This is a genomic window from Marinifilum fragile (genome assembly GCF_963677365.1).
In the GTDB taxonomy this organism is placed as follows: domain Bacteria; phylum Bacteroidota; class Bacteroidia; order Bacteroidales; family Marinifilaceae; genus Marinifilum; species Marinifilum fragile.
In genome coordinates, this window is the sequence record NZ_OY781962.1 from 1,950,452 (window position 1) to 1,975,627 (window position 25,176).

Consider the following 25,176-nt stretch of genomic DNA (forward strand, 5'->3'; position numbering starts at 1 on the left):
ATTATACTTGCAAGCCCTGTAAATGTTACAAAATGCAAGAAAAAAGCGAGTATTTAAACTCGCTTCAAATTACGTTTTTTATTTCAAAGGTGAATTAGGTTCTTTGGCCATATGATTATAGGTTAATTTCTCTAACAAGCTCGGGAACCATTTCTTCAACCATACTGTTAGCTTACCCTCCATAAAAGTCATAATCAACTCTCTTTTTCGCTTTACAACTGCATTGGCAATTAAACGAGCACATTCTTCGGCACTCATCATCTTGCTTTCGTCACGTGGAGTCTCACCCTGCGATGAACCATCTGCGGTTAATGCCACATTTCTTACATTAGATGCAGTAAAACCTGGAGCCGCCACCAAAACATGAACTCCCGTTTTTAGGTTTTCAACCCTTAAGGTATCCAGGAATCCACGAATTGCATATTTCGATGCCGAATATCCGGTACGTGCTGGCAAGCCAATATAACCTGCAATTGAAATTACACCCACAATCGAACCTTTTGCTTTGGTAATATAAGGCATGGCATACTTTGTACAATATACAGTACCCCAAAAATTCACATCCATCAATTGTTTGATCACCGACAATTCCAAATCTGCAAACATCGCTCTCATCGAAATTCCTGCATTGTTAATCAATACATCAATTGCGCCGAATCTTTCAACGGTTTTGACAATTAAATTCTTACAATCCTCCTCAATGCTAACATCGGTTTTTATCGACAATACTTCATTTCCTTTGGCAAGAATCTCCTCTTCTACTTCTTTTAATTTTTCAACATTTCTTGCTGCAAGCACAATTTTTGATCCACGAGAAGCAAACTCGAAAGCCAATGCTTTTCCAATACCAGATGATGCTCCGGTAATCACTACGATTTTATCATTCATAAGGAAGATTTATTTTGCAATTTTTGTGTCCATTTGCATGAACTTAGATAATGAATCACAAAATTAGAATTATTTTTTACGCTTTTTAGGAGCTTCTTCAATTTTTTGAAATTAAAAAGAAGACCAAATTCTGCTCATTTTTTCACCAAAAAAGGCCATTATCATAAGCAGACAAAGCCGTTTTTTAAAATTTGAATTTTTTTTTCAATTTCTTTTCGGTTTTATATCAATTTACGAACCAAGGATATAAATTAAATCGTGCTGGTTTCTGTGGTTAAAAACCTACAAATTCCGTAAAATTGAGTTTGCGATTTAAATTTAATCACTCTATATTTGCATCGCTTTTGAAAACAAAGGCTACACAATGATTCCTTAGCTCAGCTGGTAGAGCACAACACTTTTAATGTTGGGGTCCTGGGTTCGAACCCCAGAGGGATCACTTAAAAGACAACCAAAGTCTTTCAAATAAAATCAGGATGATTCCTTAGCTCAGCTGGTAGAGCACAACACTTTTAATGTTGGGGTCCTGGGTTCGAACCCCAGAGGGATCACTAAAGACAACCAAAGTCTTTCATAAAAAAATCAGGATGATTCCTTAGCTCAGCTGGTAGAGCACAACACTTTTAATGTTGGGGTCCTGGGTTCGAACCCCAGAGGGATCACTTAAAGACAACCAAAGTCTTTCAAATAAAATCAGGATGATTCCTTAGCTCAGCTGGTAGAGCACAACACTTTTAATGTTGGGGTCCTGGGTTCGAACCCCAGAGGGATCACTAAAGACAACCAAAGTCTTTCATAAAAAAATCAGGATGATTCCTTAGCTCAGCTGGTAGAGCACAACACTTTTAATGTTGGGGTCCTGGGTTCGAACCCCAGAGGGATCACTTAAAGACAACCAAAGTCTTTCAAATAAAATCAGGATGATTCCTTAGCTCAGCTGGTAGAGCACAACACTTTTAATGTTGGGGTCCTGGGTTCGAACCCCAGAGGGATCACTTAAAGACAACCAAAGTCTTTCAAATAAAATCAGGATGATTCCTTAGCTCAGCTGGTAGAGCACAACACTTTTAATGTTGGGGTCCTGGGTTCGAACCCCAGAGGGATCACTAAAGACAACCAAAGTCTTTCATAAAAAAATCAGGATGATTCCTTAGCTCAGCTGGTAGAGCACAACACTTTTAATGTTGGGGTCCTGGGTTCGAACCCCAGAGGGATCACTAAAGAAATGAAGAGTTGCCAAAATATTGGTGACTCTTTTTTATGCTATAAATTTTAAAGACAGCTTTATATGATGTCTATGCTCTCTCTCCTATTCCGAATTAGCGAATTTTAAATCATCTAAAAAATAAAAACCTCCTTTCGTTAAAAAGGAGGTTTCGTCGTAAGATAAATGCTGTTGGTATAAAAATTATAGAGGATAGATAAATACTGACAAAATGATTATATTTTTGCCATAAGCCGAGGCCCTTAATTCCCTTTTAAAACTTTTGCGGGTTTACGTGAGAATTTGTGGAGCCTCTGCTTTTTTTTATTTATGCCTCCTGTTCTTGAGTTTGTTCTTCTTTAGCGTTTTCGTTTTTGGTAGTGCGTGTTTTCACTATGGTTTGATAACGCTGTGTACAATCGTTAATGAAAGCTTCCATCTGATCGTACTTTTCATTAGGAGCAATGCGATTCAAGACCTCAATGCCCTCGAAAAGTTGCTCACAACTCACTCTTAAATTCTTGTACACCTCTAAAGTGTCGTACTCCGTTTCCGATGATTCAGCAATGGTTTTATCTTCCTGCAGTTTCAAATATTCTGCATTGTCATCAACCATATCCTGATACCAATCGGTAGCAGACAAGCCTTCTATTAAACTGGTATTTTCAGCGGAGCTGAGTTCTTTAATTAAACTGGTCATTTTAGCCGATTGATCTGCCCTACTCTCAATTTGTAACGACCATCCATGAGACCTGATTATTCTCAACAGACTTTCTGCTTTCTCAGCAGTTGTTGCATTCTTTCGATGAGAGCATGCTTCAATCAAGTTTCTAAATGCAAGGTAAGACTCATCACGACGATGGTCTTTTGCTTTTAGCATATCCGTAAACTTACTGGATCGAGCACGGTTCGACACCGCAACAGCCAACTCGTACCTGGCTGCAAACTGATCAATAGCAGATACAATTTGTAATCCTTCCTTATCGATCGATTTTAGATAAGTTGATATTTCGCCACAGTAACTTAAAAACTCATTTAAGTGCAGCTTTGAAAAATTCATTTGTTCTATCATATTCTATTTTTTTATGATGTGAACCAACAGCATTATTATTAAAACCATTATAAATTTAATTTATTTTGTAAAGCAATAAAACTTTTTTAACATTTTTTACCGAAGCACCTATTCCTATTATATATAAGGAGTAATACAAACTCTCATAATTTCACACCTCTAAATTTAATTTACTTAAAAACATCATCACTCTTACCTATCGTAAAATACAATTACAAGTTCACAAAATAGAATCTCCGGAATTTTGAATCATTCCTTTGCTAAAAGAAAACGAAGAAATAAGCTTTTGAGACAACAAGCTCTTCACCTCATTGAAGAAATTGTTTTTTTGGCAAGATGAATTCCTCAACCAATTGAGGAAATACTTTTTTGAGAAAACGAGCTCCTCAACCAATTGAGGAAGTACTTTTTTGAGAAAACAAGCTCCTCAACCAATTGAGGAGATACATTTTTGGAAAAACGAGCTCCTCTGCCAGTTGAGGAGGTACTTTTTTGAGAAAACAAGCTCCTCAGTCAATTGAGGAGATACTTTTTTGAGAAAACAAGCTCCTCAGCCAATTGAGGAGGTACTTTTTTGGGAAAATGAGCTCCTCTACCAATTCAGGAGGTACTTTTTTGAGAAATGCCTAATATGATTTTGAACCTTACAATAAGATTACCATTTGTTTATTTTGTTTAGCAATTATTGTTTTATAAATTCAAGAAGTCAATTTTAAAGATTGATACAATACACAAATAAGAAGTGGGTAATTAAACTGAACTAAAAAAACGGAACAAATTGAAAGCAAAAGTACTTCATACAATTATTCAGAAGTATATCACTCCTGAAATTCTTGCAATTAATTATGACCTTGATAATTTAGATATAAAATACTCTGCAGATAAAGCAGATGAATATTTAATCCGTTTTGAGAATCCCTTTGGTTTTAAATGTATACACGAAAGAGATATGATGGACTATTGGAATTATAAGACCTTAACTGACAACTGGATTCTCGAAATAACTGAAGGCGGGTGGTTAGATCAGGAAAAGTCCCGTTCATTAATCTCAGATGAAATGTTTGAATTAAGAGAATTTCTTATTGAAGGAATCGATTATTGTGTTTCAGTGTTTTCATTACATGAACCAATAATTAAACCTACTGAAATTAACAAATAACTACCCACTACAAAAGTTAAAACTTAAGGATGGTGACGCCCGACAAGATAATGTAACAAAAACAATAAACTTTTAAAATACAGCGAAAAGATTAAACCAACGAATATACAGGTAGAGTAAGGACGTAGCAGTGCTACGTCCCTACGGCAGTCCCTACACCAAATACATCAAAACATCTACAACATCCCATTTGGAATGAAAAACCGCAAATCTATTCGCAAACCTAAGCATGATTACTCAGAACCAGGATGGTATTTTGTTACCATCAGCACTAAAGATAAAGAAGCTTTCTTTGGAAAAATTGTTGATGGTAAGGTGCAGTTATCAGCCATAGGAAAACAGGCTGAACAGTTTTGGAAAAATATTGCCATATACAATAAACATGTAGAATTGGGCGAATTTGTTATTATGCCCGATCATATACATGGTATAATTGGTATTGTGGGGGATTGCAAGGACGTTGCACTGCAACGTCCCAACGACACAAGCAAAAACCAATACATGTCTTCCATAGCACCCAAACCGGGTAGTTTATCGACGGTGATCCGATCCTATAAATCGGCATTAACCAAATGGTGCAGACAGAATGGATATTTTTTATTTGATTGGCTGCCTCGCTTCCATGATAGAATAATTCGTGATCAACCAGAATTTGATAGAATTGAAGAATACATTCGAATGAATCCAAAGAGATGGGGGAAATAAAAACAATAATAAAATGACAGTCAGTTAGATATCACACTGTAAGGACGTAGCAGTGCTACGTCCCAACAAGACATCTACAATTACGAATGCCCCAGATGCAATGCTACTACCTTGACTAAAACCCCTTATCCTGCTTTCCCTCCTCCACTCTATTTTGTCTTTCAATTTTGGCTCTCTGCTTCCCCCATTTAAACTGGTAGCTGGCCTGAAGACGAACAAAGAAGGTCGACACATGCACCTGTCCTTTTGTATTGAAATGGTAATCTGGTCCTGAACTTCTTATTGCCGAATAGGTAAAATCTTTTTTCAACGGAATGGTTGATGAGATTCCAAGTTTCAAACCGCTTTTAAAGGACTGATTGAGCGAACACATGTAGATGGCATTGTAGTAGCGTCGGTTCTGCAAATCGTATGTGGGACTAATGTATTGAAAAGTACACGAGGCAGAAAGTTCATGGGTCAGGTTCACTCGCGATGAACAGCCAAATTCGTACCCGGAACTGTTTTTCGCTGAAATATTCAATTGTCGCGCCAATGTATTTGGACGGTCAGACCGATGATACATTTTTAGGTAAGGAGTAATTCCAATGGATTTATCTAAACTGAGGGCTGCACTCAACTTTAATCCATATTCCTTTCTGTCTGCTAAATTGGCAATGTTATTCTCCAACAAATGTTCTTGATTGACAAAGGCATGGTTCTGTATCAAATCCTTTGAAATGCTGTGATACATTTGAACAGAAACATAGCTCTTGGCTATAGCGCTGGAATAATTCAAACCAATGTGATGATGAGTGGCTGGAATCAAATCGGGATTTCCTCGTTTGATACTTACCGGATCGATTCGGGTAGCAATAGGCGATAATTGGTATACATGTGGGCGAGTGATGCTTTTTCGATAATTGAATCGAAAACTTTGCTTCTTGGAAACTTGCCAAGTCAATTGAAGGTTAGGCAGGAAGGAAATTTCATCATTTTTCTCGCCCGCATTTAAACCCGTGTAAGAATACTCGCCTCGTAATCCAATGCTGGCCTTTATTCTATTTTTTTTACCTGATAATGCCATGTATGCAGCATGTATATCCTCCTGGTAATTAAATTCTGTGGAATTGCGATCTTCCATTTTTCGCAGCTGACTCTTCCATCCTGCATCCACTTTTAAATCCGATCCAACAGGAGAAGTGTAATCCATACGAAAGCCAACAAACTGATTCTGGGGTTTTATTCCATTAAGTTCCGTGTTTTCCTGATTTTCGTACCAGATTGTATGCTCCCCTCGCAATCGAAAGTAATTTAAATCGAAAGCAATCTCTCTTCCTTTCCTGTGAAACAGATGTTTGTAATACATGGAATAATGCGACAAAATGTAATCGTTTTTCTCTAGCCTGGCACTTGTCTCTTGCAAATTGATCTGCCCGTTGGTACTTCCCTCCATTTCTGATTTCCCCTCAAAACTCTGATTCTCCGGACAAAGAAAGGCATACAAACTGAACTGATTTTGCGAATCCAGATAGTAATCGGCCCCTATATGGATGTTGTGTTTCCAGTTTTTTTGCCTCATATCCAAGGCTGAGTAAAAAGTATGCAATCCATTTTGAGTATTTAGTATTTTGGTATTCTCTTCCGTATTGTCGAAATAACGTAGATTTCCGTTGTATGAAGTGTATAAATTCAATTTCCTATTGTTGTAGTTCAACCCACAAGTTGGATCCAGGAATATTTCCTGCGCATTGGTAGGAATTTCAGAAAAAATATGTCCACTCATCCCAACCTCTCTTTCTTTTAGAATGACATGAATTACACCAGTTATACTCGCATCATATTTTGCTCCCGGTGTTCGAATGATTTCTACTCTATCAATCTGCCTGGCATCCAATTGCTCCAGGTATTGCTTATCACGCTCCTTTCCATCCACCAATATTTTAATGTTCGAACTGCCTTCCAAATTGATATTCTTCATCAAATCTACCTGAACTCCCAGAACATGTTTCAGGATATCAACCCCCGAATTGGAGTTGCTGTAGATTTTTTGATTCATCAAGAAACTGGTTCCGTTATCAATAGTCTTTGCTTTAATTCGCTCACCAACCACTACAGTCTCTGCCATATGGATGGTTTCCTCGTGTAAAGAAACTGTTCCCAAATTGAAATTATGATTCTTATCTAGCCTGATGGGCAGCATGTATGTCTGGTATCCTATAAAGCTAATACGAAGTAGGTAACTCCCATTTTTTACCTGGTCGATTTCAAAATAGCCATCTTGATTGCTTGTAGTTCCTGTTATCAAAGAGGTATCTCTCTGTTGATGCAAGGAAACGGTAGCGAATGCAATCGGACTTTTATCCTTCTGGTCACATACTACCCCATGCATTTTTTGTTTTCTTTCTGTAGCATATACTTCACATACTAGAAGAATAAAAGCCAACAACAATAATCTTTTTAAATTCATTAGATGGTAACAATTCATATTTCCTGACTGGTTTATTTTTACAATTGATATTCATTGCAAAGTCAGCAAATAAAGGCTCAAGAGGCAAAATTGTGGTACAGACATCAGGATTTTGTGACAAAGAACAAAGCCTCTCTGAACTCAATTTTAAACTTGTTACAAATGGCAATTAATTGGTAGGAATGGCAAGCTGAGATTTTTGTAAATCCTGTTCAATCTTATCGAAGTTGGTAATATTTTGTCGTGAAACAGGCAATTCGGCGTCTGTTCCCACAAGCTTTAAACGATAGCCGGAACTGTTTCCTTTTTTAAGAACTACCTTTTTTAAATTCACAATAAATGCCCTGTGTGTTCTCATTAGGTACGGCATTTCACTCAACTGATTCTCAATGTCTCCTATCGAATTTCGAACCATTTCTTTCTCGATCTTGTCATTCTTAAGAAAATAGAAAATCACATAATTTCCATTTGACTCCGCATATAGAAATGATTCAGGATTGAAACGAATATCTCCTTTTTTTAATTTTGAATTGATGTGGATCAGTTCACTCTGCTCATTTATACTATTGTTCTCATTAGGATCACAAGCATTTGCCGAAAGTAAATACCTGCTATTTTGAATGGTAAACAGAAAGTATGGTAGCGTACCTGTAATGAGCGTACTTCTTACTGAATCCAGAAAAGTATAAATATTCCATCTTCCTTCAGTATTTTCCATTATAAATCCAAAAAAGTAATTCCATACACCTAAAATCAGAAAAAGTATTAAAGGAAATCCAAGTTCTTTTAATAGGGTCCAACTCTCCTTGTTCTTAAAAACCGGCAATAATTTTAATGCTCTAATTGTGATATAGAGCGGTGGCATTAGAGCAATTAGATATATTGCCATTGTAACTTCATAACTAAACGGATCTGAACTGTTGGTGTGCCGAGGTTTGTATAAAATGGTAAACAGGTAACAAAATACAGCAACGATTATAATTCCGATAAAAGGCTTGCGTAGAATGTAATTTTGTGGAAATTTCTGTTTGAACCAATTTAAAGCAAGATAGTTCATAATTTGGAATTACTATTAAGTTTTACAGTATATAAAGATAAGTATAATATCAGAAAATCGACAAACACAAATTTCTACGATAATTCATCCTAAAACTGCACGACAAAAAGATATTCAACCAGCAATTCCTTCTTTATGTGTAAAGCTTAATCCTATCAATTAAAAATCTCATTCAACTTCTGCTCCAATTGGAAAAAAGTGTGAGGCAATGCCATGACCTTTAGCGAAGAATCGATTAAAAACATGCTTGGCGTAACAAATGTATTTAACTGACTGGCAACTGTTCCATGTAATCCATCGGTATCGCAGGAATTGATCCACGGATAAGCTCCATTCATTACCGCAGATTTCCAATAATTCAGATTGCTATCCAAAGAAACCGCTACAACCTCTAAACCCAGTTCTTTATAAGTATAGTATATCTCTGAGATTTGTGAAAGCATATTCACACTGTGCTTACAACTCCCCGACCACACAATTAGTAAAGTAACCTCACTATTCACATTGCTTAAATTCTGCACTCTTCCATTATTGGTATGATACAAAGGAATGTCAGGCACTTGCCAGCCTTTTGTGATTGCTTTAAAATTATTGATTCTGCGCTTTATTGTTTTGGTATTCAAAACATATTCACAAGTGTTTAGTACGCGATAGGCATCACTTACAATGTGGTAAACCTCAAAATACTCTTCTGCCGGGAAACGATTCATCAGGTAGTTGGCCATGTATTTCTGCGATCCTGGATTGAGTTCAGTCAACCAGAATAAATTGCCAATTAACTCCTTAATTTCTTTATAATTGCCACTACTTATTAGCTCATTAATTTTATGTGCCTTTAGGTATTTAGATACTTTATCGTAATACACAGGCGTTCCGGTAAGTAGTGAATCCGAAAAGGCGAAATAATCAAAGAAGTGTTTCAGGTAGTATTCATTAGCTTTTTGCCCATTCAATTTTACATCAGGAATCAATTCTTGCTGAGCCAAAGCAACACGCGCCGACCATGAATCAAGATGCGATCCCCATAAATCCCTAAGCAAATTGCGTTTCGATTTTTTGAGATTTTTAAATTCCGAATACTTCTCTTTAAATAAAGAATCTTTCTCATTTAAATCCAGCAAATCTTCTCGCAAGTCCTCTATCGATTCATTCAAGATCGAAAATTCGGATAAATAATATTGGTATTGATAGTTTTCATCATTTTCTGGAAACTGCAGCTCTCCATCTTCCATAGAACCTGATAAGGAGAACCAAAAATCGTTTCTATCAATTTTAAAATCAATCTTATTATTCTTATTGGCAATTCGATAAAAACCAGGGGTTCCTTCCCAATTAAACTGAATCACGCCATCAAAATCAACCCTTGCACTATCTACTACAAAAACGCCTCCATCATCACCGCTTAAAAGCAAGAAATTTTCACCTTTATAATCCAACATCTCACCTTTCAAACTCATTTTATCTTGCCCAATCGCTACCAGCGAAATTAGAAAAAACAGAATTGTAAGTAGTTTTCTGTACATATAACAAAATTGCTTATTATTTATAATTTCTATTGTAAGTAATCGTAAAGGTACGTAATCCAATTATGCAATACCATAATTATATTTTTTTTATCAACAATGAAAACAAAGTAAAACTGTAACAATAAAACAATCAAACACTAAGCAAATGTCCATTAATTCATTTGCCAGGAATTTATTTTCAAAAATTCTTTTTTTTCAGTAATTTAGAAATCCTGATTCCTTAGCTCAGCTGGTAGAGCACAACACTTTTAATGTTGGGGTCCTGGGTTCGAGCCCCAGAGGGATCACTTAAAGAAAAAAGAGTTATCGATATTCTCGATAACTCTTTTTTCTGAAAGTCTAGAAATGTTTGAATAGTAGAAAAGTTGTAAAACTCCAAAGCCAATTCAATTTAAGTACTGCTGAGTAGTTCCCATTCCAAATTCACACAATAGCAAAATCACAAAAATCTTTCATTTCTGTTGGTGATTCTCATTTTATCAGTAAATATTACGGTGCTCTGCACCTATTTTGACTCTTAATAATGAATTTACTACAAAGAATACACAGTTCCGCTGCATTTTCATGAATAAAAATTAATCATTACTTAGGTGCGGAGCACCTTAAATATTTGTAGTAGATAGATAATTAGCAATTATGAAGGTACAGCGTACCGTAACCATCATTTTTTATAGAAAATGTAATTCTGTAAAGATCATACTTGAAAATCCTAATTATAATGAAGACTCTATGACGATCAAAATCATTTCTTATTCCTCTATACAGACTTTTATCTATTTTGATCAACCCTCCTATTCTCCTCATGAACAACATTTTAATTGATTGTTATTTTTATTTATTCTATATAAATTTAGAGGAAACAATTAGCTTTTCAATATGGAGTCAATTAAGCTGGTAATTTGGGATTTGGATGAAACCTTTTGGAAAGGAACTTTATCGGAAGAAGGCATTATTTCTATTGATGAAAACATTCAATTAATTAAAGACCTAAGCTCACGAGGAATTATCAATTCAATTGCTTCTAAAAATGATTTTGAAACAGCAAAAGCCAAACTACTTGAATTAGGAATTTGGGATTATTTTATATTCCCACAGATCAACTGGAATCCCAAAGGAAAAAACGTCAAGGAAATCATTAGTTCTGCGCAACTTCGTCCTGCTAATGTATTATTTCTAGACGACAACCATTTAAATCTGGCCGAAGTAGAATTTTACAACCCAGGCATTTTTACAAAAGAGCCTGATTTCATACCTGAAATCAGTAGACACAAAGCATTTATAGGAAAGGATGATACTGCACTTACCAGATTGCAGCAATATAAAATCTTAGAAGAAAAAGAGAAGGAAAAAGAACATTTTTCAGACAATATCCATTTTCTGGAATCATCGGATATTCATTTGGCAATTATAGAAAATTTAGAACCTATAATTGATAGAATTCATGAACTCATTAACCGAACCAATCAAATCAACTACACCAAGAAAAGAATTGATAAAAATGAGCTTGTGGCATTACTTAAAAATACTGATTATGAATGCAAAGCGATAAAAGTAAAAGATCGATTTGGAGAATATGGAATTGTTGGATTCTATGCATTGTACAAGACAAAAAATCAACTGGAACATTTTCTCTTTTCCTGCCGATCGATGAATATTGGTGTGGAGCAATACATGTATGCCAAACTCAATTTCCCAGCAATAAAAAGAGTTGGTGATGTAACTGTTGAACTGAATTCAAAAGATCAGCCACATTGGATCAAGGAGGCTAATGATTGGACAGAAGATCATCAGAACACAGATTCTTTATCAACAAGAATACTTTTAAAGGGTGCTTGCGATTTAAGACAAATGGCACACTATTTATCGTATAAAGATTTGGAAGTGATGACCGAATACAATGATGTAAACCAAAACAATCACCCCATTCCGAAAGCACATACCGAAATTCTTCTTCAGTCGGAAAGATTGGATGAAGAAAATAAAAGTGAATTGATTGCTTCCTTTCCATTCCTCGACCAACAGGTTTTCGACACGGAAGTATTCTCCAACAATTACGATATTTTAGTGTACAGTCTCCTGGTTGATTATACAATGGATTTGTACCAGTCAAAATCTTCTGAAATTAAAATCCCATACGAATCCTATTCCGATTTTGTAAATGAATCGAAAGCAGAATTTGTTACTCGATGCAAAAAGCATGAATTCCAAAATATGAATGAAGCCTTTTATGATTTTTTCACTTCAGAATATGATTTTATTGGACAGATTACTGAGGATAAGCTAATCAAGAATCTTGAAATCATTCGAAAAAAAGTCAAAAAGCCAATCATTTTTATAAATGGTGCAGAAATTGACACACCAGCTGCAAATAAATCAGAGTATGGAAAAGCCAGAATAAGACATGAGAAAATGAATAAAGCCTTGGAACAATTCTGCAACTCACACATTAACACCTACATTCTTGATGTGAGAGAATTTATTACTGAAGCTGACATCAATCATAGTATCAGACATTACAAAAGGTCAGTATATGAACATATGGCTAGTGCTCTCATCTCCAAAATTGAAAATATCAAAGAACAAAAGTTGGAGAGAAATGAGCTTGAATATCATTTTAAACGTAGTTTGAAAATTTTTAGATCATCATTAAAAGAATTTGCAAAAAATATTCTTTCACGCGCAAGTTCACTTTTTTAATCATCAATTGTATCAATATCTGTTATTTACAAAATATTATTACCATAATACTGTCTTGATATTTCTTTTTAATTATATTTATTCTCGTAAATAATTAAAAAGACATGCAACGCATGATTTCCGCAATCGTCATTAGAATAGAAATTGATTAATGAGCTCATTGTACCAGAACATTCACCAGGATTTAATTGAGCTTTGCGGAAAAAACAACCCCAAAGCACAATTTAAGATTTATAAATTATACTACAAGGCAATGTATAATTCGTCCTTGCGCATCGTAAAAGACGAATCGGAAGCCGAAGATATTATGCAGGAAGCGTTTTTATCAGCTTTTAAAAATATCAGGAAGTATAAAGGTGAAGTTAGCTTTGGTGCCTGGTTAAAACGAATCGTAATTAATCGTTCATTGGATAGCTTAAAAAAGAAAAAGCTTGAAATCTTTCCGCTGGAAGATGAGTTATACAAGCTAAAAGAAGAGGATAGCAATTATGAGATTGAGGATACCCAGGAACAAATTGATTTAATTAAACATGCTATAAACCTGCTACCAACAGGTTACCGTATTATACTGAATCTGTACTTATTGGAAGGATACGATCATGAAGAAATAGCAAAAGTTTTAAATGTAAATGCTTCAACATCACGATCACAATTTTTGAGAGCCAAAAAGAAACTGATTCAAATATTAGAAAAAGAGAAAACCAAAAAATTGCTGTAAACCGTTCTCTTATTTCCGTTAATACCAAATGAATTACACCAGCATGAAGTATTAACATTAAAAAAAGAAGGTTACGTACAACAATTCGAATAAAACTTGTTTGTATGAAAGAATTGGAAAAAGTACTTAGGGAACACAAGGAAGCATTCGATGATCATGATCCTGGGAGTGATCATTTTGAAAACTTTCTTGAAAAATTGAACAATGAACAAAAAAAGAACTCTCTATTTGGGATGTCAAGACTTTTAAAAGTGGCAACAATAGCTATTTTTGTGGTCATTTCAGGGATTACCGGATATCAGATTCGTAAAATGCAATCTCCTGAGGATTTGGGGCTTGGAGCTATATCTCCAGAATATCAGGAAGTTGAATTGTTTTACACATCAAATATCGATAGTCAGTTGAGGATGATTGAGCGAATGGGAAGCTTTGATAACAAAGAACATCAGAACATCTTATCAGAAGAATTGAAAGAGATGGACAAACGCTACTGTCAACTAAAACAGGAATTAAAATTACATCCTGATGATGACAGAGTAATTCAGGCAATGATTGAATATTATCAGGTAAAAACCAGTATTTTAAACAGAATTATTGAGCAATTGTACCAGGTAAGAAAACAAACAAAAACATACCTGAATGTCTCGACATAATTCAAAGGGCAACCACTAATAACAAGAATTTAAAAGCATAAAATAGAACAACGATGAAAGCATTTAAAATTTCGGCTATACTACTGATTTTAGTTATGGGATTTGGATTCAATTCCTTTGCTACAGATGAATACGAGAAAGAAATTATTGAAGTATTCTCGGCCAAACAAGGAACTGAATTAAACCTTAGCAACAAATATGGTGATATTGACATTCATAATTGGGAAAAAGATTCAGTTTCAGTAAAAGTTTTAATTACAATCGAAACCACCAGTGAGGAAAAGGCAAAATTACTTTTCACAAATATCGATATCAATATGGATAAAATTGGAGATGTAATTAAAGCAGAAACAAAAATGTCGACTAAGTTTAAAACTGGCAAGAAGTTTAGTATCGATTATAAAATTTTTATGCCAGAGTATATTAAACTTGAAGTAGTCAACAAATTTGGGAATATCTTTATTCAATCGATTAAGGAGAAAGCAAACATTAACCTAAGTTATGGAAATTTAAAAGCAGAAAAGCTTCTGTATCCTGAAGAAAAACCTGTCAGCACCATTAACCTGGCTTATGCAAAAGCAACCATAGAAGAATGTAACAGAACCAAACTTACTTTAAAATATTCGAAAATGAATATTGGAACAAGCAAGGCACTAATTGTTGTGAGTCGTTATTCTAAGTTACATTTGGATAGTAATGAAGCCGTTATTGCCGATTCGAAATATGATGCTTTCAACATCTTAAATACAGATGCATTTAGAGTTAACATGGGACAATATTCTGATTTTAAAGTTGATAATGTGAATAAAGAATTGGAATTGAACCTCAAATATGGCAATTGTAAAATCAATAATGTTTCCAAAGATTTTGAATCGATTAAAGTGAACAACCAATACGTAGCAAGTAGGATTGCAATTGAAGAAGGAGCTTCATATTCACTTGAAGCTGAAACCAAGTATTGTGGCATCAATTATCCTGACAATGCACAAGTAATTCAAAAGGTAGTTGACAACTCAGAGACTTATTTGAAAGTAATCGTAGGAAATTCAACTGATCCTAAGGGAAAAGTAAAAATTAACAGTCAATATGGAAATGTTAGTTTAAGATAAAAAATACAAATTCGAAGAAACCTCTTTTTCTTATGAGAAAGAGGTTTTTTTATATAAAATCAAATTTTCATTGATTTTTTAAGAAAGGAATCGTCTCAATTCCTTCATATTATTGTAATTTTATGGCCTAAACAATAACAAACCTTAAAATGACTATTGCCGAAAGAGTAAACGCATTGCGTTTTCTAATGAATGAAAAAGAAATTAACGCTTACATCGTTACCAGCTCAGACCCACATATGAGCGAATATGTTCCTGACAGATGGACAAGTCGTCAATGGATTTCAGGATTTACCGGATCGGCCGGAACTGTTGTCATCACCGAAAACAAAGCTGGGCTTTGGACCGATTCAAGATATTTCGTACAAGCCGAAAAAGAATTGACAGACAGTAGTATTGAGCTGTTCAAAATGGGAACAGAAAATACCCCAACTCCATATCAATGGTTAGCTTCTGAATTAGATGTGAATGCTCATGTCGGATTCGATGGAACTTGCTTTTCAGTAGCCGAAACTCGCAATTTGAAAAACAACTTAGGCGACTTGGGAGTTCATATTGTTGAAGAATTTGATTTAATCAATGAAATTTGGGAGGACCGTCCTGCTTTGCCTAATGGAGAGATCTTTGAACATGATTTAAAATATTCAGGCAAAACCAGATTTGCAAAGCTAACCAAGATTCGCAAGAAGATGGCTGAATTGGATTGCAACTATCATTTCGTAGGAAGTATGGATGATGTTGCCTGGATTTTCAATTTACGTGGAAGCGATGTTGATTACAACCCACTGGCATTGGCTTATGCTCTTATCGAAAAAGAAAAGGCAACCATTTATTTGAACGAAGAAAAAGTACCAGATAATCTTGTTAGAACTTTACTTGAAGATGAAATTGAGATTGCTGACTATGGAAGAATTTTTATTGATTTAGAAGAAATTCCTGGTTCTGCCAATGTGCTTTTGGATATCAACAGAACCAACTTAAAAATCTACAATTCCATATCTGCAAACATCATAGAAAGAGAAAATCCAACGCAGCTTTTTAAAAGCACTAAGAATGATGTAGAAATTGAAGGAATGAAAAATGCCATGAGAAAAGATGGTATTGCCTTAACACATTTCTACTATTGGTTGGAAGAAAACCTTGAGAATACAAAAATTACCGAATTTGCGGTAATGGAAAAATTAAAGGAGTTTCGTTCTCAGCAAGAAGGCTTTATTGGTGAAAGTTTTGGTACCATTTGTGGTTATAAAGCTCATGGAGCACAGCCGCATTACCACACAACCGAAGAAAGTAATATCCAGATTGAAAAAGAAGGTATTCTTTTAATTGATTCAGGAGCACAATATCTTGATGGAACAACAGATATCACCAGAACAATTCCTCTTGGAGGCTTAAGTGAAGAGCAAAAGATAGATTATACCCTGGTGCTAAAAGGCATGATACAATTGTCAATGGCAGTTTTCCCTGTGGGAACACGTGGTTGCAATATTGATGCTTTAGCACGTATGGATTTGTGGAAAAACTTACGCAATTATGGTCATGGAACGGGTCATGGAGTTGGTTGTTTTATGAATGTACACGAAGGTCCGCAAAGCATTCGTCAGGAACTAAAAGATCAAGCCATTTTAAAGGGAATGATTACATCAAATGAGCCAGCATTGTACCGAGAAGGTAAATATGGAATTCGACACGAAAACTTAATTCTCTGTAAAGATGCTGGATCGTCAGAATTTGGCGATTATTTAGAATTTGAAACCATCACACTTTGTCATTTCGAAACCAAAGGCATAATTATAGAATTATTAACCCAGGAAGAAAGATACTGGCTGAACAATTATCACCAAAAGGTATACGATATTCTATCACTGGATTTGGATGAGAAACACAAAGCATGGTTACGAGAGAAAACACAAGCAATATAAAAAAAACGCCTCCAAAAGAGGCGTTTTTTTATGAATATATCGTAACAACAACTTTACGGCGTCCTCCTCTATTTCTAAATTCACACAAATAAATCCCCTGCCAAATTCCCATATTTAATTGGTGGTTTGTAATGGGAATAGTAAGTTCTGTCCCCATCATGGAAGCTTTTACGTGAGCGGGCATGTCATCAGCCCCTTCTAACACATGCGTATAATAAGGTTCATTTTCTGGCACCAGATGATTCATTATGGACTCAAAGTCATCACGAACCGAAGGGTCCGCATTCTCATTAATAGTTAATGCTGCGGATGTATGTTTGATAAACAAGTGCAACATTCCTGTTTCGGGTAAATCAGGTAAATTTCTTCTTATTTCCGAGTCTATTAAATGATATCCCCGCGAAAAAGCAGGTAAAGTAATTTCTATTTGTTGAATCATTGCCTGTCTATAGTTTTCATATTAAAATATGTATGCTAATTTAGAAATTCGTACCAGTTTTATCAAGCACCGAGCATTAACCATACCCTACACCAAAGCTTTTACCAACATTAGATAATCATTAAAAAACGATTGATAAATGTAAAAGAAATTCCCGGCTTTTAATTCTGCTTTGATGGCAATCATGCAAAATATTCAAAACCGGGAACCGCCTTACTTACCTATTGATATGCTAATCTACTTTATTTCAATGCCTGATCCTTGCTTTCACCTTTACAGGATCAGAACTAAATATCTCTTTAACACGAGCAATCATTTGATTCTCTGTCATGTTATCCTCTGATTCAATTTTTCTCACTTTATCATTAAGATTTGTCTGTTTATTAATATGCTTTGCCAAATGTACTTTTGTTTCCGCAGGTCCAAACAAATAGATTTCCTCGGCGTTCGCCAGTTTAGAAGTGATATTCTCAAAATATTGCTTGAACTGATGTCTACGTCGGTGAGTCATTCTCTTTGCTGGATTAATAAACTGATTCCCCATTCGGGAATAAGCTTTTGTTTCTCCTTTAAAACGCACTCTTGTTTCAACTTCCGATTCAATTGTTTCAATCTGGCTATTGCCATTTTCAAGTGTAATAATGTAGGCTTTTTCGGTATCTAACCAAACTCCAATGTTTTTTTTCATCTTCGCCTCCTTTTGTATGAATAAATTCTAAAAAAATAAATTGAAATGCTTAATTCTTTTCAGGATTTCGATAAGGTTTACTCTGATAGGTTTCCAGAAGTAAGTCTAAATTAATATGGAAAATCACAAATGTCATAAAATATTGATTTTACATGTATTAGAAGCCAAATCAGATCTATATTAAAAATACGAATAAATCTCAGCCATGTCAAGCAAGTTGGTAAAAAACAAGGCTTATTCAGACAATAATAAATGTGACAAAATTGGAAATATTTGAAACTAGATTTTATTGATAAAATTGGTAAATCAGAACTATAAAATCTTCCAAAATTAGACTTACTAGCATAAAAAAAGAGATCCAATAAATGAATCTCTTTTTAATGTAAATATGATATACTTTATCAAAGTAAAGTGCTATGTAAATAATTTCGATTATCAATAAATCTGTTAATTTATGGTACAATTTGGAAGCGTTCCTGCACAAATACAAAACACGCATCATCAATTGCATTACAAACAGCATTGTAAGCTTGCAACTTTACCTTCTCTTCTCCTTCTACTGTAGCTGGATTTGGTACATCAAACACTTTTATTTCTGGCTTTCCCTTTAATTCTGGCAATCCATTAGAAAGTTCTTTATCAAAACACAATACGTAGTCGAAATTTTCCTCTTCAATTTCAGTTAAAGCTTTCGATTTATATTCAGGAATATCCATAACAGCTTCAGCCATTGCTTTCTGCGCCAAAACACTAATTATTCCCTTCTCTAATCCAGCACTCCAAACTTTTAGATGCTTTTTACCATAGTAATTCAGCCATTTTTCAGCCATTTGCGAACGGGCTTCGTTCTTCTCACTTATTACTAAAACTTTTTTCACAGTTTTCTAATTTTATCAATTGGAGCAAAAGTAAAAAATTAATCAGTCAATTTTTTGAAACATTTAAGCTTTTGCTTTCTCAGCCAAATTCTCAACTTGCTTAAATACCCTCATAAAGTTTCCTCCCCAAATTTTATGAATATCCTCTCGAGAATAGCCACGTTTCAGCAATTCAATGGTAATATTCATCATTTGGCTAACATCCGCACAATCTTTTAATCCGCCACCACCGTCAAAGTCTGTTCCAATCCCCACATAATCAATTCCAATTACTTTCACAATGTGATCAATATGATCTACCGCATCAGCAACTGTAGGTTTGTTCTTGGGATAATCTATTTGCAATTGTTTCCATTCTGCCCATATTTTCTGCTCCTCTTCCTTGGTCACCTTCCCCATTTTACGATAGCGTTCACGCAATTCCATTTCTTTTTCATAACGTTCACTATTTTTATCCGGAGCTTTTACGTAATCATCTAATATGCACATTTGAATAACACCTCCATTTTCGGCCAATGCTTTTAGCATTTCATCACTTAAGTTTCTGGGATTATCGCAAATTGCTCTTGCACACGAATGTGAAGCAATTACCGGGCTTGTAGTCAATTTTATTACATCGTAAAATGAGCTATCAGAGATGTGAGAAACGTCTATTAAAATTCCCAATCGATTCATTTCCTTCACTACCTCTTCACCAAACTTACTCAATCCATCAAATTCTGCACCATGACTATCTGTCGAAGAATCACATATATCATTATTCGAAGTATGACATAGTGTAATGTAACGTACTCCTTTCTTGAAATATCTTTCAACTTCAGAAATCTCCGTTCCAATTGGGAACCCATTCTCCAAACCAATGTAAATGGCTCGTTTCCCTTCCTTTTCCAGGCGATATCCATCAGCTACATTAAGGGCAACTTCAGCCAATTCTGAATATTTATCACATGCAGCATAAATTGAATCAATCAATTCATCTGCTTTTTCTCTGGCAAACTGAATGTTTTCTGCAGATCTATCTCTTTGCGATGTAAAAGCTGCAAAAAAGATTCCATCCAAACCACCTTTCTTCATCCTTGGAAAATCAACACAGCTTCCTCCTCTTTTGTATGCATGATATTCACTAATGTTGAAATCTTTATTTAACAATTGATATGGTGTATCAACATGAGTATCTATTGTGAAAGCATGATTGTGAATTTCAGCAGCTTTTTCTTCCTGAGTTTTACAAGAGGCAAAACAAAAAAGCAGAAACATACTTACAATCAAAAGTTTGTTACTCTTACCAAACATGATTTTTAAAGTTTTAGGGGTTAGAAAATATAAAGATATGATACTTACTTAAAACTGTAAGTTATTGAAGTGTTAATTAGATGATTTAATTTTTATGCAAAGCTTTCAATTTCTGTCTTTCCTTTTGTATATTCGGATTTCTGATTCATATGGTATCTTAATCCTGTTAAACTAAAAAACTCATGCTTCAAACCCTTTATAGATCAGTTGTTTTCTTTATTCTACTGATTCCTTTTTGTAGTATTGCCCAAAACACTAGTAAAATATCCGGAAAAGTTACCGATACCGAAAATAATCCCATTAAAGGTGCTCACTTAAAAATCATTGAAACAAATATTGCAACAAGCACTAATAGCAATGGAAGTTTTGATTTAGCAATTGATTTTGATAAAAACTATACTTTAAAGGTAACTCATATCTCTTTTCAGGATTATGAATTGCCAATTCGACTTAAAAAATCGGAAAATAGAGTCCTAAATATCAAGCTAAAATTAAAAGAACAAGAATTATCTGAAGTAACTGTTGAAACAGATAAAATCATTAGGGATAAAAATATTTCAATTGATAAAAAGCATTTGAAACAAATTCCAGTTAGCAGTAGTGGAGCTGTTGAACAAGTCATTAAAACTTTACCTGGAGTAAGTTCCAATAACGAATTGAGTTCACAATATTCGGTTCGAGGTGGTAATTTCGATGAAAACCTTGTTTATATCAACGAAATCCAAATATACAGACCCAATTTAATTCGTTCTGGTCAACAGGAAGGCTTAAGTGTTATTAATCCTGACATGGTTTCTTCGGTTCAATTCTCTTCTGGTGGGTTTGATGCAAAATATGGTGACAAACTATCTTCGGTTCTTGATATTAAGTACAAAACTCCAACTAATTTTGAAGCTTCTGCCGAGTTAAGCTTAATGGGTGCATCTACACATTTTGCCAATGCGTCAAAAAATGGGAAGATATCCTATATGGCTGGATTGAGATATAAAACCAATCGTTATTTGTTAAATTCTTTGGACACAAAAGGTGAATATGAACCCAATTACACGGATTTTCAGGCACTGGTTAACTACAAATTCAATTCGGTATGTAGCATGCACCTGTGGACTAGCTTTAGTCAAAACAAATACAATTTTGAACCTGAAAACAGGAGTACTTCATTTGGAACCATTAGTAATGCATTGAATCTTGATATCTATTTTGACGGGAATGAAAAAGATGAATTCAATTCGAACATTCAGGCAGTTACTTTTAAGTATCATCCCAACTCAAATTCTTTTATCCGATTAATCGGAAGCAGATACGAAAGCATAGAAGAAGAGAGGTATGATATTATGGGACAATACTATTTGAGCGATTTATTTGTATCTCAAGGAGGATCGCAGTCTGAAAGTGTTGAAAATCTGGGAATCGGAACTTTTATTGATCATGCCAGAAACAAACTCGATCAAGAGGTTTATAATTTGGATGTAAAAGGAGATCATTCTATGGACGATTTATTTTTACAATGGGGAGTTGGAGTTAAAAAGGAGGATATTAGCAACAAAATTAATGAATGGCAATACCAAGATTCTGCTGGCTACTCTGTTCCAGTATCCGACAGTGAAGTTTTGCTGGCATACAATCGCAATGCAAACAATAATATTAGCTCAAAGCACTATAAATCATTTGTGCAAGCAACTCAAATTCTGGAAACAAAAAAAGGAGAACTGCAACTTACAGGAGGATTTCGTTACCATTATTGGGATTACAATAAAAAAGGATATTTTTCACCAAGAGGATCGATTCATTATATCCCAAACTGGGAAAACAAAGTAAAATTTAAACTCTCTGCAGGTCTATATCAACAAATTCCATCTTATCGCGAAATGTTAATGATTAACGGAAATATTAGTCCTGAAGTCAATATCCAAAAAGCAATCCATTATGTTTTAGGTCAAGAATATTACTTTAAAGCATGGAATCGTCCTTTTAAATTTTCAAGCGAATTGTACTACAAGGATCTTCTTTCCGTAACTCCGTATGACATTGAAAATGTTCGTATACGATATTATGGTGATCAGGAGGCAGAAGGATACACAACCGGATTGGACTTGAGAATCAATGGTGAATTTGTTCCTGGAACGGAATCCTGGGCCAGTTTATCCATCATGAAAACAGAAGAAGATATTAAAGGCGATGAGAAGTCCTTTATACCTCGCCCTACAGATCAAAGATTTAATTTCTCAATGCTTTTCCAGGATTATTTACCTAACAATCCTTCTTACAAAATGCACCTTGCATTATTCTATGCTGGGAAACTGCCTGTTTGGACTCCCAAAAGGGGTAAAAATGGTGGAAGCTTTAGAATGCCAAATTATAGACGAATTGATTTGGGGTTCTCCAAAATTCTGGTAGATGAGAAAACAAAAAACAAAGGATTGTTACGTCATTTTAAGTCCATGTGGATTGGTTTGGAAGTATTTAATGTTTTAGATATCAACAACACTGTTTCATACCTTTGGATCAATGATATTTCAGGCAATCAATATGCAATTCCAAATTATCTTACAGGACGTAAATTGAATGTAAAGCTGAGTGCGAAATTCTAAAGAAATACTTTATTTCAATCCAGTTTTTAGCTATTTTGCCAATACTTTTAAGTTAAGGAAATATGTCGCTACATTTTTTGCATCCAAATTACCTTTGGTTTCTTTTTATATTATTGATTCCAATCATCATACATCTTTTCAATTTTAAACGTTACAAAAAAATCTTTTTTAGTAACCTTCGTTTTCTACAAAACCTAAATACCGAGAACAAAAGAAAATCAAAGCTTAAAAACCTGCTTGTTCTGTTGCTACGAATACTAGCTTTGGCTTCTATTATTATTGCATTCTCGCAACCTTACATTCCTATTTCTGGTGAAAAAATATCGAATAAAAACAACGAATTAATTAATATTTACATTGATAATTCGTTTAGTATGAATGGTAAAACTGAAAGAGGGAATGCTCTGGAAGTTGCCAAAAATAGTGCATTTGAACTTGTAAAATCATTGCCCGATTATGCTAAAATCAGAATCTACAGCAACGATTTACAACACTACTCTACTAGTTTAAATAAAAATCAAGCCATTGCGAGAATACAGGAAATAATTCCCTCTTCCAATTCGATAAAACTATCAAAAACACTAAATAATATCCGACTGGATTCACCACTTGAGAAGTTAGAAGTTTATGTACTATCTGATTTTCAAAAAACTCAAGCTGATTTCGAAAAACTACAAAAAGACAGTCTTTTAACGGTGAATTTTGTTCTCTTCCAATTGCAAGCTAAAAACAATCTGGTCCTGGACTCTTGTTGGTTCGAAAAACCATTACATTTTACTGGTCCTCAAAAAGAGTTATCAGTTAAAATTTCGAACCACTCAGACAAAGATTTAAAAAAGATTCCGATTCAATTGACAGTAAATGATAGTTTGAAAACTGTGGGAAGCATTGATGTTAATAAAAGCTCATCTCAAATTACTAAATTGCGCTATAGCGATAGACAATTAAGCGTAATACAAGCCAAACTAAGCATTGAGGATTACCCAATTACTTACGATAACAATTTGTACTTTTCCTACAAAACCAATAAAGTAAATCATATTTTATCGGTCAATCAGAAATTGGAAAATCAGTACATTAACAGACTATTTGGTTCAGATAAAAACTTTAAGATTAAGAACATTAACAAACCCCAATTACACAATGAAACCTTTAATAAATTTCAGTTAATTATTTTAAATGAAATTGAAGATATTGAAAGTGGTTTCAAACAAAGCTTACAAACGTATCTGCAAAATGGTGGAAATGTGCTTTATATACCAAGCAAGCAAATTAAAACAAGTGTAAACCTATTCTTATCAGATGTTTTGGCTCCAAACTATTTGGAAATCGACTCTACCCAACAACGAATTTCAAAAATTGAAACCAAAGCAAATCTTTACCAGGATGTTTTTCAAGATTTAAAAGATAACGCACGTCTACCTGACATCTATAAATTCTACAAACTATCAACACCAAATAATCCAACATTAGAATCCATTTGGCTAACTGCGGGTTCTGAAAAATTATTTACAAGAATTCAATATGGGAAAGGACAACTTTATCAATTCAGTATGAATTTAAAAAGTGAATGGACAAACCTAATAACACACCCAATATTAGTACCTACTTTAATCAATTTGAGTAAAACAAACTCAAACTGGAGCAAAATATATTACCAAATTGGAAAAAATAATACAATTGATTTAACAAACTCTTTTATCCCAAATAATGAAGAGCAGTTTCATATTAAAAATGAGCGAATTGGCATTGATATTATTCCATTAAGCATAAACAGCTCAAACCAATCAACACAGCTTAAAACTGCAGATCAATTAAGGCTTTCAGAAAATTACACAATCACTCTAAACGACTCTATTATCCAAACTTGCTCTTTCAATTATCCTAGAAATGAATCTCAACTTTCTTATTACGCAAAACAAGAAATTGAAAATAAAATTAAGGCCTTGAATGAAAACCATTCTGTAATTTCTTCTGAAAAAATGAAACTATCTGAGCTTATTAACGAAAAAAGAGAAGGAAGACAGTTTTGGAGAATATTTATTTTGTTGGCTTTAACATTCTTTTTGATCGAAGGAATACTCAAAACATTAAAAACATAAGCGAACATTTATTATTTCACCATATA

General features: G+C 34.3%; 18 protein-coding genes, 9 tRNA genes and 1 pseudogene. 19 read left to right on the top strand and 9 right to left on the bottom strand.

Annotated elements, in window-relative coordinates; genetic code table 11:
- Positions 1–78: 78 nt before the first annotated feature.
- Positions 79–888: an SDR family oxidoreductase gene (locus ACKPCA_RS07720; protein WP_321282298.1), complete on the bottom strand. Its 810-nt coding sequence runs from the start codon at positions 886–888 to the stop codon at positions 79–81.
- Between the two features lie 366 nt (positions 889–1,254).
- Between ACKPCA_RS07720 and ACKPCA_RS07725 the strand changes: the two genes are divergently transcribed.
- The 8 genes from ACKPCA_RS07725 to ACKPCA_RS07760 all read left to right on the top strand — a co-directional run bounded on the left by ACKPCA_RS07725 (position 1,255) and on the right by ACKPCA_RS07760 (position 2,105).
- Positions 1,255–1,327 (top strand) — tRNA-Lys (locus ACKPCA_RS07725).
- 39 nt (positions 1,328–1,366) lie between these two features.
- Positions 1,367–1,439, top strand: a tRNA-Lys gene (locus ACKPCA_RS07730).
- Between the two features lie 38 nt (positions 1,440–1,477).
- Positions 1,478–1,550: transfer RNA gene (locus ACKPCA_RS07735), tRNA-Lys, on the top strand.
- A 38-nt stretch (positions 1,551–1,588) separates the two neighbouring features.
- A tRNA-Lys gene (locus tag ACKPCA_RS07740) sits at positions 1,589–1,661 on the top strand.
- A gap of 38 nt (positions 1,662–1,699) precedes the next feature.
- Positions 1,700–1,772 (top strand) — tRNA-Lys (locus ACKPCA_RS07745).
- A gap of 38 nt (positions 1,773–1,810) precedes the next feature.
- Positions 1,811–1,883: transfer RNA gene (locus ACKPCA_RS07750), tRNA-Lys, on the top strand.
- A gap of 38 nt (positions 1,884–1,921) precedes the next feature.
- A tRNA-Lys gene (locus ACKPCA_RS07755) sits at positions 1,922–1,994 on the top strand.
- Between the two features lie 38 nt (positions 1,995–2,032).
- Positions 2,033–2,105 (top strand) — tRNA-Lys (locus ACKPCA_RS07760).
- Between the two features lie 315 nt (positions 2,106–2,420).
- Here the strand turns inward: ACKPCA_RS07760 and ACKPCA_RS07765 are convergent.
- Positions 2,421–3,164, bottom strand: coding sequence for a DUF6261 family protein (locus ACKPCA_RS07765; RefSeq protein WP_321282299.1), 744 nt, complete (start codon positions 3,162–3,164; stop codon positions 2,421–2,423).
- A gap of 778 nt (positions 3,165–3,942) precedes the next feature.
- Between ACKPCA_RS07765 and ACKPCA_RS07770 the strand changes: the two genes are divergently transcribed.
- Both ACKPCA_RS07770 and ACKPCA_RS07775 read left to right on the top strand, forming a co-directional pair.
- On the top strand, positions 3,943–4,323 hold the full coding sequence (locus ACKPCA_RS07770) for a hypothetical protein (RefSeq protein WP_306743032.1): 381 nt from the start codon (positions 3,943–3,945) through the stop codon (positions 4,321–4,323).
- Between the two features lie 195 nt (positions 4,324–4,518).
- Positions 4,519–5,028: a transposase gene (locus ACKPCA_RS07775; protein WP_321282300.1), complete on the top strand. Its 510-nt coding sequence runs from the start codon at positions 4,519–4,521 to the stop codon at positions 5,026–5,028.
- Positions 5,029–5,143: 115 nt separating this feature from the next.
- Here the strand turns inward: ACKPCA_RS07775 and ACKPCA_RS07780 are convergent, their stop codons facing one another.
- The 3 genes from ACKPCA_RS07780 to ACKPCA_RS07790 all read right to left on the bottom strand — a co-directional run bounded on the left by ACKPCA_RS07780 (position 5,144) and on the right by ACKPCA_RS07790 (position 10,057).
- On the bottom strand, positions 5,144–7,477 hold the full coding sequence (locus tag ACKPCA_RS07780) for a TonB-dependent receptor domain-containing protein (protein ID WP_321282301.1): 2,334 nt from the start codon (positions 7,475–7,477) through the stop codon (positions 5,144–5,146).
- Positions 7,478–7,646: 169 nt separating this feature from the next.
- Entirely contained in the window at positions 7,647–8,534 is an 888-nt protein-coding gene (locus ACKPCA_RS07785) for a LytTR family DNA-binding domain-containing protein (RefSeq protein WP_321282302.1), read from the bottom strand.
- A gap of 155 nt (positions 8,535–8,689) precedes the next feature.
- A complete protein-coding gene (locus ACKPCA_RS07790) occupies positions 8,690–10,057 on the bottom strand; it encodes a TlpA family protein disulfide reductase (protein WP_321282303.1) in 1,368 nt (455 codons plus the stop codon).
- Positions 10,058–10,274: 217 nt separating this feature from the next.
- Here ACKPCA_RS07790 and ACKPCA_RS07795 point away from each other — a divergent pair.
- The 6 genes from ACKPCA_RS07795 to ACKPCA_RS07820 all read left to right on the top strand — a co-directional run bounded on the left by ACKPCA_RS07795 (position 10,275) and on the right by ACKPCA_RS07820 (position 17,159).
- Positions 10,275–10,347 (top strand) — tRNA-Lys (locus ACKPCA_RS07795).
- 589 nt (positions 10,348–10,936) lie between these two features.
- Positions 10,937–12,757, top strand: a complete 1,821-nt coding sequence (locus ACKPCA_RS07800) for an HAD-IIIC family phosphatase (protein ID WP_321282304.1) — start codon at positions 10,937–10,939, stop codon at positions 12,755–12,757.
- Between the two features lie 151 nt (positions 12,758–12,908).
- Positions 12,909–13,475: an RNA polymerase sigma factor gene (locus tag ACKPCA_RS07805; RefSeq protein ID WP_321282305.1), complete on the top strand. Its 567-nt coding sequence runs from the start codon at positions 12,909–12,911 to the stop codon at positions 13,473–13,475.
- 104 nt (positions 13,476–13,579) lie between these two features.
- Positions 13,580–14,128, top strand: a complete 549-nt coding sequence (locus ACKPCA_RS07810; RefSeq protein WP_321282306.1) for a hypothetical protein — start codon at positions 13,580–13,582, stop codon at positions 14,126–14,128.
- A gap of 53 nt (positions 14,129–14,181) precedes the next feature.
- Complete coding sequence (locus ACKPCA_RS07815) at positions 14,182–15,237, top strand: hypothetical protein (RefSeq protein WP_321282307.1); 1,056 nt, start codon at positions 14,182–14,184, stop codon at positions 15,235–15,237.
- Positions 15,238–15,386: 149 nt separating this feature from the next.
- Positions 15,387–17,159 (top strand): aminopeptidase P family protein, encoded by a 1,773-nt coding sequence (locus ACKPCA_RS07820; protein ID WP_321282308.1) that lies wholly within the window; start codon positions 15,387–15,389, stop codon positions 17,157–17,159.
- A 28-nt stretch (positions 17,160–17,187) separates the two neighbouring features.
- Here the strand turns inward: ACKPCA_RS07820 and ACKPCA_RS07825 are convergent, their stop codons facing one another.
- From ACKPCA_RS07825 to ACKPCA_RS07840, 4 genes are all read right to left on the bottom strand, one after another.
- Positions 17,188–17,598: a secondary thiamine-phosphate synthase enzyme YjbQ gene (locus ACKPCA_RS07825; protein ID WP_321282309.1), complete on the bottom strand. Its 411-nt coding sequence runs from the start codon at positions 17,596–17,598 to the stop codon at positions 17,188–17,190.
- Between the two features lie 247 nt (positions 17,599–17,845).
- Positions 17,846–18,286 carry a hypothetical protein gene (locus tag ACKPCA_RS07830; protein ID WP_054722251.1) on the bottom strand — a complete coding sequence of 147 codons (441 nt, stop codon included), beginning with the start codon at positions 18,284–18,286 and terminating at the stop codon, positions 17,846–17,848.
- A 452-nt stretch (positions 18,287–18,738) separates the two neighbouring features.
- The gene (locus ACKPCA_RS07835) at positions 18,739–19,164 is read right to left on the bottom strand and encodes an arsenate reductase/protein-tyrosine-phosphatase family protein (protein WP_321282311.1); all 426 of its coding nucleotides are present in this window, start codon (positions 19,162–19,164) and stop codon (positions 18,739–18,741) included.
- 63 nt (positions 19,165–19,227) lie between these two features.
- The gene (locus ACKPCA_RS07840) at positions 19,228–20,457 is read right to left on the bottom strand and encodes a dipeptidase (protein WP_321282312.1); all 1,230 of its coding nucleotides are present in this window, start codon (positions 20,455–20,457) and stop codon (positions 19,228–19,230) included.
- A gap of 182 nt (positions 20,458–20,639) precedes the next feature.
- Here ACKPCA_RS07840 and ACKPCA_RS07845 point away from each other — a divergent pair, with 182 nt between their 5' ends.
- The 3 genes and pseudogenes from ACKPCA_RS07845 (at position 20,640) to ACKPCA_RS07855 (ending at position 25,150) form a co-directional block, all read left to right on the top strand.
- The gene (locus tag ACKPCA_RS07845; protein ID WP_321282313.1) at positions 20,640–23,048 is read left to right on the top strand and encodes a TonB-dependent receptor; all 2,409 of its coding nucleotides are present in this window, start codon (positions 20,640–20,642) and stop codon (positions 23,046–23,048) included.
- Positions 23,049–23,110: 62 nt separating this feature from the next.
- Positions 23,111–23,290 (top strand): annotated as a pseudogene (locus ACKPCA_RS07850) (BatA domain-containing protein); the annotation flags it as partial.
- A gap of 3 nt (positions 23,291–23,293) precedes the next feature.
- Complete coding sequence (locus ACKPCA_RS07855) at positions 23,294–25,150, top strand: hypothetical protein (RefSeq protein ID WP_321282314.1); 1,857 nt, start codon at positions 23,294–23,296, stop codon at positions 25,148–25,150.
- Positions 25,151–25,176: the final 26 nt, after the last annotated feature.